The sequence below is a fragment of the Clostridium ihumii AP5 genome, assembly GCF_000612845.1.
Lineage (GTDB): Bacteria > Bacillota > Clostridia > Clostridiales > Clostridiaceae > Clostridium_J > Clostridium_J ihumii.
Window position 1 is genome coordinate 52832 of record NZ_CCAT010000008.1, and the last position, 11736, is coordinate 64567.

An 11736-nucleotide genomic window follows, 5' to 3' on the forward strand; every position below is an offset into this window, starting at 1 on the left:
ATATTATGGGTATGATGTATTTATAAATGACTTAAGTTTTAATGATAAAATAGTAAAAAGAATATCTCATAGTGGTTGAATACCTGGATTTTTTTCAGTAAACAATATATTTCCAGATGAGAATGTACAAATAATTATGATAACTAATATAGCTAATAAACAATTTAAAACTCAAGTAAAAAATGTAGAATCAATTTTATTTAAAAGTAAATCTAAAGTTGAATTTGTAGAAGATGAATTTGAAACAATTGTATCACTAGTAACTACTATGGATACAGATCGAGAAAATATGATTGTAAGTGTAGAATCATATTTATGAAAAGTGTTAATGGAGAAAAAAGCTGGAGATGTAGTGGAAGTTGATGCCCCAGGTTAAAAAATATAAAGTAGAGATATTAGAAATACTATAATTATATAAAATTTATTTGATTATTAAATTAAAGTTTTGGAGAAATCCAAGATTTTTTTATTGCAAATTATTTAAATGTAATTTTAAAAATTGCAATCTCATTAAATTATTGCAAAGAACTAATTTAAATATGTAAATAAATTTCATAAACATAATATAAACTCTATACTATATACCTTCTTTTATAGACTTAACTATTGGATAAGTTACACTTTTAAATCCAAACTTTTTTCTTAAAGTATCAAGTAATACACCAAGTGTAAATGAAGATTCCGTGGATATTTTAAGTGAAAACTCATAATATCCTGTAACACAATGACATTCATCAATATCTTCACATTGATTTACAAAATCAAAAAAACTTTGATCTATAATTTTATTTTTAGATGAAAGCAAACAAATACAAATTAAATTTTTATTAATAGTTTTAGGATCTATCAATGTTAAATAACCTTTAATACAACCGGTTTCTTCTAATTTTTTCATTCTAACACTAACGGCAGGTTGAGATAAATTTACTTTTTTACTAAGTTCCTTTATAGAAATTCGCGCATTTTTTTCTAAATGTTTCATTATTTCATAGTCAATTTTATCCATTAATATATCTCCTATATGACAAAAAAATATAAAGTTTTTTAATATAATTTGTAATTATATTTTGTTTAAAAGTTAAAAAATAAATTATTATTTGTATTTATTATATAATATTTACCTTAAGCTTACAAACATATAGAATGTAAACAAATAAAAAATATTGAGAAGATTTTAAATAAAATTTTTATTACTAAATTGGAGGGATACCTATGGAGAATTCAAATAAAAAAATTTTACTAACTGGAGGAACACAAGGAATTGGAGAAACAACAGTACATTTGCTTGCTAAAATGGGCTATGAAGTTCATATTACCTATAGAAGTTCTTCAGAAAAGGCAAAAAAGTTAACTGAGCAATACTCAGGAAAAGTATTTGCATACAAGTTAGACCAAGGAGACCCAGAAGCTATAAAAAAAGCAGAATTTTTAACTAAACATTCATGGGACGGAATTATCTTTAATGCAGCTTTAGGGTCAGGAACAGTAAAAGATTATGCAAAGGATGATGATAATTTAGGTTTTGAAAGAGACGAGGCAATGTTTAAGGTTAATGCTCTTGGTCCACTTTGGATATATAAAGTTGTGAAAGAAAACTTATTAAAGAAAGAAAGTAAGAGTAAACTAATATTTATCTCATCTGTAGGTGGTGGATTAGCAGCTTTCCCTTATTTTACATTAAGTGATGGAATGAGTAAATCAGCAGTAGCATTTTTAGGAAAACAATTAGCTGCTGAAAATACACATACTTTAATAGATGTTTTTGTAGTTTGTCCTGGTGCAACAGAAACTCCAATGTTTGTGTCTAGCACATTATCTAAAATGTCAGATGAAGAAAGAAGAAAATTTGATCTTGCTCAATCAAAGCAACGTCTAATTCAACCAGATGAAATTTCTTATTGGATAGAAAAGTTATTAAGAGAAGAATCTACTGTATTACATGGAGCGGTTATTGATGCTACCATGGGACTTGCATCAAGACCAGGAATACAAACAGAGGCAGGATTAAGTCACTAAATTTTAAAATATCATACAGATATAAAGACTATTTTACAAAAAAATTAAAGGGGTGTATATAAAATGTCATTATCAAAAAGAGGAATGTCCAATGTTAAAGATATGTCTCCACTTATGCATGCTGATTTTAGTACGAGAGACAAACGATATAATCCTGTAACAAGAAAAGATGGATATATAAATTTAGGAACAGCAGAGACACATTTAATTGATGATGAAATTATAAATTTATTATATAAATTACAAAATACAATGAATATAAAGCCACAGCATCTTCACTATGATTTCTTTTATGGAAGTGAGGATTTTAGAACAGCAATAGCTAATCATTGGCAAAAAGTTATTTTTGAAGATGAAAATCATAGAAAAATCACTGCAGACAATATAATTGTAGGATCAGGATGTTCTTTAGCGTTAGAAATGTTAGCAACAATGTTAGGTGATCCAGGGGATGTCTTTTTAGTTCCAGCTCCATATTATTCAGGTTTTGAAGATGATTTCTCAGAAAGAGCAAAAATAGAGTTAGTTCCAGTCCATTGTGGAGAAAATATGGATAAGGATATATTTGAAAAAGTATATAATGAGGAAATTTTAAAGGGTAAAAAAGTTGTAGGAGTGCTTTATTCATCTCCAAATAATCCAACAGGAACTGTTTATTCAGAAGATGCCATAAAAAATGTAATTGATTTTAGTATTAGTCATAATCTTGATATTGTTTCAGATGAAATTTATGGTCAAACAATTCATGATCCAAATACGAAATGGATTAGTACTTTAAAATTAGTTCCAGATAATTATATTGAACATGTACATGTTACTAGTAGTTTTGCAAAAGATTTTGCTCTTTCAGGGTTTAGAACAGGTTTTGCTATTTCATTTAATAAAGACTTAATAAAAGGCATGCAAAACTTAGCGTATTACTCAGGTGTGTCTACACATACACAAGGACTATTGACAGAATTATTAAAATCATCAGAACTTCCTAAATTAATGGAAGATAATAAAAAACAATTACACATAAGTTATCAAAGAATAGAAGCTGCTCTAAATAAGTTAGATATTAAAACAAAAAAAGCTCAGGGAGGTATATTTATATTTGCTAATTTTGCAAAATATCTAGAAGAACAAACATTTGAAGCTGAAAATAAATTATGGGAAAAAATGTTTTGTGACTTAAAGTTAAATATTTCTCCAGGTAGAATATTTGCAACTAATGAACCTGGGTGGTTTCGAATATGTTATGCATTAGAACCTTCAATAATTGAAGAAGTTATAAGAAGACTTAGTACATTAAAATAAAAATTGGGGATAGTACTCAATTATTACGCTAACCGCTTAACAAGTATATAGATACTAATATAGTGGTTAGCGTATTTATTAAGAAAATATAAAGGTATATTTATTTGCATAATTTAAGGGGGTTAACTCTATGATAAATAAAAAAAAGTAAATGGACTAACTTTTTATTATTGTATTTAGGCGGTGTGGTAATATCTTTAAGTCAATTAAAAATAATTCCTATACAAAATGAAATGGTAGATGTGATGGGGTTCTCACTTTCATCAATTTCATGGGTTATGTCTATAGGTGTAAAGCTAAGCTTAAAAATTCCCAATTTATAGTGTTAAAAAGTAATAATGAAAAAATATATAAAACAGTTTGTGATGTTTTAGCTAAAAGACTTAAAGGTGGAAAAAGAAGCTGGTCTAAAATAGGTGCTAATAATATTGCTAAGATTCTTAGTGCTAAACTAAAGTTAATAATAAGATTCAAAGTGCTATTAATAGTTATTTCAATGAGGTAGTATCAAATAATTTAATGGAAAAAATTTAAAATATAGACATATTATTTAAAATATAAATTGCCAACTTTTACTTGACTCAAACGTATGATGCTGGATTATTTAAAAATAACCTACCCTATGTTATAATTTTCAATATAGATAAAGCATTGGGGGGTGGAAATTTGGCTAAGCAATATACTAGAAAAATGATTCGTGAGGTATTTATAAAGATGCTGAATGAACATCCACTTAACAAGATTACAGTTAAGGATATTGCTACAGCATGTGAAATAAATAGAAATACTTTTTATTATTACTACACAGACATATATAAACTTTTGTCAGAGATATTCCAAACAGAACTTCAGACAATAATTGATGAATATAATGATACACTTTCCTGGGAGGAGAGTTTTATTGTAGCTACCAAATTTGCTTTAGAAAACAAAATAGCCATTTATCATGTATATAATTCTATGCAGCGAGAAGAACTAGTGAACTATATATACAATGTATCAGGAAATGTGATGATTCGGTATATTGAAAGAGTAAGCGATGGTATCTCAGCTTCTTTGGAGGATATAAAATTGATTGCTTCATTTTATCAGTGTGCTCTTACTGAAATGGTAATACAATGGATTGCTGTGGGGATGAAAGATGATCCTGATACTATTATTAGAAGAATCGGGCAGCTTTTCGATGGGAACATTGAGTTATCTCTTAAGAGAAGTGCTGATTTAAATAATGTATAGTTGAAATCAATAAGAAAAATCCTTTTTTATTAGACACTTTGACGTAGATGCCTAATAATTAGATAAATAAACTGCGGTGTTTAAATTTCGAACACCGCAGTTTATTTATCTAATGAAAAAAACACAAAAAAACTATATTATAGATTTATAGAGATTTTATAGATATAGGGAAACAAGCTCCAATTTAAATTTATTCAATAACTTTAAAATATTTTCAGACAAGATACAGTGTTGAATTTTAAGTGATTCGGAGCATGTCTCACTATTTTAGGTATCCAAGTTTTGAAATGGATAATTTTAAAAGTCAACTTGGAACCCTATAAGTATCCACAAATTTAAAGGAATACTTATATATTCACTCTAAATATAACGGTAGTATTTGTAAAAATATTAAAAAATTAAGAAAGAGGGGGATAATAATGAAATTAAAGACACATGATGATAGACTTACCCTTACAAATGGAAGTTATCATGCTCTAGTAAATGCAAGAAAGCCTAAGGGAATTGAGGATAAAAAAGCTTATTTAATTGGTACTGGAATTGGGGCTTTAGCTGCTGGTTGTTTTTTAATTCGTGATGCTCACATGGATGGCAGCAAGATTACCTTCTTAGAGCAATTAGACATTCCTGGTGGATCTATGGACGGAGAGGTTCGTCAAAATATGGGTTATGTAGCACGTGGTGGACGTGAAATGGGTCACCATTTTGAAGTTTTATGGAGCTTGTTTAGTTCATTACCATCTACAGAAGATCCTAATATGACCGTTTTAGATCATTTTTATTATACAAACTACGATGATCCAAACTCTAGCAATTGTCGTATTACTAAAAATCAAGGTAAACGTTATGATAATGGGAAATTCAATTTGGGTCAAGATTTAGCAAAAGAATTAGCGGCTTTTGTAAATATACCAGATGAAGAACTTGAAGATAAATCTATTGAAGATATTTTCTCTGAAGAACTTTTAAACACTGATTTTTGGACATATTGGAGAACAATGTTTGCTTTTGAAAATTGGCATAGTGCTTTAGAGATGAAATTATATATGACTCGTTTCATTCATCATGTTGGAGGATTGCCAAATCTTTCAGCTTTACAATTTTCAAGACATGATCAATTCACTTCATTTATAAAACCTATGGTTAAATATTTAGAAGACAATGGTGCTAAATTTGAATATGGAGTTACTGTTAACAATGTTGAATTCTCAATTTCAGAAGATAAAAAGGTTGCAAAGAGAATAGTTGCAACAGATAAAGCTGGAAAAGACATCTCTATTGATTTAACAGAAAATGATTTAGTATTTATTACTAATGGTTCTATGACTGAAGGCTCAGGATATGGTGATGACAATACTCCTGCACCATTTAATAGAGAGCCAGAAGGATGTTGGAAATTATGGAAAAATATATCATCACAATCAGATGAATTTGGAAATCCAGATAAATTCTGTACAGATACAGAAAAATCTAATTGGGAATCTTGTACAGTAACTTGTCATGATGAACGTGTTCCTGAGTACATTGAAAAAATTACAAAACGTTCACCATATGGTGGACGTACTGTAACAGGCGGAATAGTTACAGCACTTGACTCTTCATGGTTGATGAGTTGGACAATAAACCGTCAAGAACAATATTATGGTCAGCCAGAAAAAGATGTTCTAGTTTGGGTATATGGTTTATTTTCTGATGTTCCTGGAGATTATATTAAAAAACCTATGAGAGATTGTACTGGTAAGGAAATCACAAAGGAATGGTTATATCATATAGGAGTTCCTACAGATAAAATTGAAGAATTAGCAGAATCATGCAGCTCAATTCCTGTTATGATGCCATTTATAACATCTCAATTTATGCCTCGTGCAGCTGGAGATCGTCCATATGTTGTACCAAAGAATGCAGTAAATTTTGCTTTCCTTGGACAATTTGCTGAGACATTGGATGATCCGGGTCGTGATACTGTATTTACTATAGAATACTCAGGTCGTACAGCTATGGAAGCAGTATATGTTTTAACTGGAGTTGAAAAAGGAGTTCCTGAGGTATTTTCTTCAAGATATGATATCCGCTATTTATTAAATGCAGGCGTATGTTTATTAGATGGGGAAAAACCAAAACTTGATTTACCGCCAATAACTAGACGTAAAATTTTAAAACAAGTAGCAGGAACAGACATTGAAAAGTTATTAAAAGAATATGGAATTGTTTAATGACATCTACAATTAGATAATATAATTAAAATCCCGAATTTTAAAAAAATCGGGATTTTAATTATAATTTTAATGATGGAACTCGATAATTTTTTTAATGTTTTTTTGTAAATATGAAAATTCAACCAATCATTGAACAATAGTAAGTGTTTATGAATTAAAATGAGAAATATGTAAAATGTTATTTTATTGTATAGGTTAATTTTGAGTTAGCATAGCTATTATAAAGGCAATTATGACAAAAGCAGAAATTATAGAGATTCTTGTGGATAATTATAGAGAAGATAGGGAAGAACTTCTTGAAGAATATGGGGATGATTCTGTCATGTTTCCAAATGGTCGAGATTTTGATGCAGAAGATTGAGATGATTAAGCGTATGGAACTCAATTTGAAATTGTAATTGAATAAAATTATAAAAATAGCCTACTAAAGTGTTAATATACATTTCAGTGGGCTATTTTTGTTTATATTGGAAGTAGTGTTTAATAATAAAATAAATATGAACTATAATTCAGCTGTAAATTATTATAATAATTATGATTGGAGATTTTATACTAAATTAAAATAATTATTTTGATAAAACATAAATTGCCAAATTTTACTTGACTCAAATCAGGTTTAATAAAAACATTTCTATTTTCATTGATTTGAGATATAATTAAATTAATGTAAAAATATAGAAAAATATTGATGCATTTCATATTCCTACATTACATCATTTTCAAAAAATCACAAAATATTTTTATCCATAGCTAAGGTATACATTTAATTATGATTTAATATGAAATTTTTGATAACGTTATAGTAACGTAAGTAGAGTTGAAAGAAGGGTTAAAATGGAAATAACATGTAGAAAGTACAAAGATAGAAGTGATTATAAAAGAATATGTGAATTTTTGAAGGAAACCTACTTGTCATATGGGACAAGATTTTATGATAATATAACTTTATTTGAATTTCAGTGTGCTTTATCAATTGGACAACAAGATGGATTAAAGGAAGTTGATGAAGTGTTAAATGAAACTTTTCTTTGGTTTGATGGTGATAAATTAATTGGAAAGCTAACTGAAGATAGTTTCTGTATAAGAGGTGAGTATAGACAGATTTTCAATGATATTGTTGAAATGAGAGAAAAGTTATGTTTAACAGCAGAAGATGATATTGAATGGGAAATATTTGAAGGTGATAAGGATTTTGAAGATGTTTTAACAAATAGAGGATATCATAAGACCGAGGAATATTGGGTGATTAGGGATATAGATTGTAGTAAAATAGGAAATGTTGCTAAGTTACCAGACGGATTTTCTGTTAAATTTATTCAAGATGTTGAAGATTATGAAAGAGTATATAAGGCATACGAATTATGTTATGGAATATTATTTAATGGAAATATGCTTAATAATTTTTATAAAACTTCAACTTATAGAAAAGAATTGGATGTAGTAATTGTAGGTCCAGATGATGAAGTGGTAGCTCTATGCAGTGGAAGATATGATGAAACTAATAAAATGGCAAGTATTGAAGCTGTATCTTGTTATAAAGAATATAGAAACAAAGGTATAAGTAAAGCTATGCTATTATATATTTTAAATGAAGCTAAAAAGTTGGGGGCAGAAAAGGTAACTGTACTTACATCAATGCCAGAAAGGCATATTGCTCCAAATAGATTATATGAATCAGTAGGATTTAATATAGTGGGAAAATCATATGTGTGGAAAAAAGGAAAATGGTTGTAAATAAATTTAAAAATTGACTTCATTAAAAAATTGAGAGTTCTTATAGTGATTTGCAATAATTTGAAGGATATTTCATTATTATAAATCTAATTGTAAGCGGTTAATAACTCGTCACAGTGACAGTTTTTTAGTCGCTTATTTTAAAGTACTTTATTCTTATTTTAGACATAATAAAAAGCATCTAAAAAACTTAGTTTTTAAATCTATAATATATCTTGTTTAATATATTATATTTGATTATAAAGATTTTTTAGATTAGTATTCAATAATTTGAGAGTTTGACTAGAGTTACAATTTATTAGAGGGTGATTTGAGAAAAGAATTTAAAGCACAAATTATTAAAGAGCAATTTTCTATTGATTATTTGCTATTTGGGCACCTAAAACTCAAGATCTTTTGTTAAGAGTTACACAAGATATTGAAGTTAAGATTGTGGATGTAATTCGTTCAGTAAACACTGCAATTTCAGTATTAATAAATTATTTGGTGTTCTTTATGCGGTTGCAATAGTGAACTTGTGGATTGTTTTTGTATATATATTTATTATTATTCCTACAATACTTCTTACATTTAGGAATGGTAGAGTGGTCTATGAAGAAGAAAAAAAGGTTGGATTTGTTACAAGAAAGATGAATTATTTATCAGAGATATTGGTTAATAGAGAAACAGCAAATGAAAGAGCTTTAGTTGGATTTGCACCTTCTCTTAACAAAAGATTTATGAAAACAAGAGAATAAAATATAAGGTAAAATTAGGTAAAAAATTATGTAATAGAAAAAATATTATTTTTATCATTATCGAGATGGAGAAATCGTTTTGAGATAGCTTAAAAAATCCTTGAGCTCTAATGAGCTTAGGATTTTATAAGCAGCTAATAAATATTATATATTGTGGGGAGGTGATTTAAGGCACATAAAAGCAATCTTTTAAAGAGATGAAATTAATAACAATAAATAATTTTATATTTTTATGTAAATGAAGAAAAGAGGTAGCAGAAATAATGATAGATATAAAAAAAATAGAAAGTTCTAAGATGAGAAATTTGTATAATAACTTAACTGAAGGTAATTATAAAGCATTAGATGTTTTTTGGAGTGAATTGGAGCAAAGTGGTTCACCATTAATAGAGGAAATAGAGGGTGATAATAAAAATGTTATGGTAACATTTATTTATAAAGCTAAAGAGAAAATTAAGAATGTAGTGGTTTATGGGGCTTTCCCAAGTTACAGATATAATGAAAATATTATGGAACAATTATTAGATTCAAATTTATGGTATAAAACATACAAAGTTAGAAACGATATAAAGTTTGCTTATAATTATTCTGTAAATGATGCTTTAGATGATGATTATAAGAAAAGATTTAGAAACTTTATTTTAGATGAATTTAATTTAAATACAATAGTTTTTCCTAAGGATGAAGAAGATGAAGAAGATAGAGAAGAGAAAAGATCATTAGTTGAATTGTGTAACGTAAAACCTGATATATGGACAAAAACTATGAAGCATAGCAATAATGGTACTCTAGATTTGCATAGATTTAAGAGCAATATTTTAAATAATTCTAGAAGGGTTTGGGTTTACAAGCCATATAAATATGAAGAAAATAATGAGAAAAATAATCTTATTATACTTACGGATGGTTTTATGCATATCAATATACTAAATGCAATAAATGTACTAGATAATCTAATGTATAAGGAGTTAATCCCCAAAAGTGTATGTGTTTTTATAGATAGTAATAATAACAGGGTTGGAGAACTAGCCTTCAATAAGAATTATGGTGAGTTCATTACCCATGAAATCCTTTCATGGGTTCATAATAATTATAATGTAACTACTGAATCAGAAAAAACAATTATAGGAGGAGTAAGCCTTGGTGCACTAGCAGCCTCATATATAGCGCTTACATTTCCTAATGTATTTGGGAATGTGCTTGCTCAATCAGGTTCTTTTTTCTGGGATGAGGAATGGTTGATAGATAAATATAAAAATAGCGATAAAATGGAAACAAGGTTTTATTTAAATGTAGGATTTTTAGAGGACAGGCCTTATGATGATGAACCTATAATGAAGGACTCTATAGATAGAATGAGAGATGTTCTAATAACTAAGGGATATGATGTATTCTATGAACATTCTCCTTCAGGACATGACTTTTTAAGCTGGGGAGAAAAGCTTGCTACAGGACTTATTGCACTAATAGGGAAAAAATAGATAAGTCAATGAATTAATGAGTAAATTTAATATTTATTAATCACTGAAATCAACTTTTCATTGTATTAATTTTTTATTTATCAAAATTGATTTTACATTAGAATTGGTGGTTTTTTATTGTTTTCAGAATAAATTTTTATCAAAAACCAATTGGCAACTATGTGGTAAATAAATGTTTGTAAGTTAGATACAGCAATATAGCTACTTATCAAAGGCTTGAATTATATGAGTAATTCAAAAAATATTCTTAGATACAATTAAACATTATAAATGAAGAATTTTAAAACGCTAATCTATAAAAGTTTCAAAGAAGTTGTAAATATCTTTTTCTTTAAATTTAAAGACTATATGTTGAAATGTGCATGATTTTGATGAAATCAATTAATGTAAAAATTATGTAAAAGGTTATACAATTAAATTGTAGAATTATATTTTTTTATGGTGATGAAGTTCATACATTGGGAAGATTTTTTATGATTTACTCGAAAAAAGAAGATGTAAAATTAACAGAATATTATGATTTAAATATTTTAAGGTTAGGATTATTTTAGTACACATAATTTATGACAATAGTAAAAGAATTTAGAGGAGTATTTCTTAGATTAGTATTTCATAATGTGAGAGTTTGGCTAGGGTTACAATAGAATAATGAGGTTTTAAAAGAAGAAAGGATTTATTATGAAAAGATATGAGGTGAAAAGAAAAAGTAATGTATTATCTTTAATAAAAATTGTTACATTTTATTCTCCATTTCATTTTGCAGTATGTTTAATATTAACTATTATAGAAGGTTTAATGGTGCCTTTTATGCTGTTTACTGTAGCAAGGTTTATTGATGCAGCTATGACAGTAACATCGTTGAATCCCGAAATTAAAACAATGCTAATATATTTAGGGCTCACAGTTCTTGGCTATTTGTATACACAGTTAGGTCAAGATTTTCGACAGTATAGTTACAATTTATTAGAGGATGATTTGAGAAAAGAGTTTAAAGCAAAAATTATTAAAGAGCAATTT

General features: G+C 27.7%; 12 protein-coding genes and 1 pseudogene. 12 read left to right on the forward strand and 1 reads right to left on the reverse strand.

Features of this window, described 5'->3' with window-relative positions; genetic code table 11:
* Positions 1-205: 205 nt before the first annotated feature.
* Positions 206-410, forward strand: a pseudogene (locus BN346_RS21100) (GreA/GreB family elongation factor); the annotation flags it as partial.
* A 167-nt stretch (positions 411-577) separates the two neighbouring features.
* Here the strand turns inward: BN346_RS21100 and BN346_RS02155 are convergent.
* The gene (locus tag BN346_RS02155) at positions 578-1006 is read right to left on the reverse strand and encodes an Lrp/AsnC family transcriptional regulator (RefSeq protein WP_034438873.1); all 429 of its coding nucleotides are present in this window, start codon (positions 1004-1006) and stop codon (positions 578-580) included.
* A 206-nt stretch (positions 1007-1212) separates the two neighbouring features.
* Between BN346_RS02155 and BN346_RS02160 the strand changes: the two genes are divergently transcribed.
* The 11 genes from BN346_RS02160 to BN346_RS02195 all read left to right on the forward strand — a co-directional run.
* Positions 1213-2016 (forward strand): SDR family oxidoreductase, encoded by an 804-nt coding sequence (locus BN346_RS02160; RefSeq protein WP_034438874.1) that lies wholly within the window; start codon positions 1213-1215, stop codon positions 2014-2016.
* 63 nt (positions 2017-2079) lie between these two features.
* Positions 2080-3315 (forward strand): aminotransferase class I/II-fold pyridoxal phosphate-dependent enzyme, encoded by a 1236-nt coding sequence (locus tag BN346_RS02165; protein WP_034438876.1) that lies wholly within the window; start codon positions 2080-2082, stop codon positions 3313-3315.
* A 170-nt stretch (positions 3316-3485) separates the two neighbouring features.
* Positions 3486-3638, forward strand: coding sequence for a hypothetical protein (locus BN346_RS21485; RefSeq protein ID WP_158644438.1), 153 nt, complete (start codon positions 3486-3488; stop codon positions 3636-3638).
* Positions 3638-3820 (forward strand): hypothetical protein, encoded by a 183-nt coding sequence (locus BN346_RS02170; protein ID WP_081770893.1) that lies wholly within the window; start codon positions 3638-3640, stop codon positions 3818-3820. The genes BN346_RS21485 and BN346_RS02170 overlap by 1 nt, the downstream gene beginning before the upstream one ends.
* A gap of 161 nt (positions 3821-3981) precedes the next feature.
* Positions 3982-4551: a TetR/AcrR family transcriptional regulator C-terminal domain-containing protein gene (locus BN346_RS02175; RefSeq protein WP_034438878.1), complete on the forward strand. Its 570-nt coding sequence runs from the start codon at positions 3982-3984 to the stop codon at positions 4549-4551.
* A gap of 419 nt (positions 4552-4970) precedes the next feature.
* On the forward strand, positions 4971-6764 hold the full coding sequence (locus BN346_RS02180; RefSeq protein ID WP_034438880.1) for an oleate hydratase: 1794 nt from the start codon (positions 4971-4973) through the stop codon (positions 6762-6764).
* A gap of 235 nt (positions 6765-6999) precedes the next feature.
* Complete coding sequence (locus BN346_RS22165; RefSeq protein ID WP_278245483.1) at positions 7000-7128, forward strand: hypothetical protein; 129 nt, start codon at positions 7000-7002, stop codon at positions 7126-7128.
* Positions 7129-7601: 473 nt separating this feature from the next.
* Complete coding sequence (locus BN346_RS02185; protein WP_034438881.1) at positions 7602-8501, forward strand: GNAT family N-acetyltransferase; 900 nt, start codon at positions 7602-7604, stop codon at positions 8499-8501.
* A gap of 509 nt (positions 8502-9010) precedes the next feature.
* Positions 9011-9238: a hypothetical protein gene (locus tag BN346_RS21490; RefSeq protein ID WP_148361070.1), complete on the forward strand. Its 228-nt coding sequence runs from the start codon at positions 9011-9013 to the stop codon at positions 9236-9238.
* A 263-nt stretch (positions 9239-9501) separates the two neighbouring features.
* On the forward strand, positions 9502-10719 hold the full coding sequence (locus BN346_RS02190; RefSeq protein ID WP_034438883.1) for an alpha/beta hydrolase: 1218 nt from the start codon (positions 9502-9504) through the stop codon (positions 10717-10719).
* Between the two features lie 678 nt (positions 10720-11397).
* On the forward strand, positions 11398-11736 hold a 339-nt coding region (locus BN346_RS02195; protein WP_034438884.1), incomplete at its 3' end, for a hypothetical protein.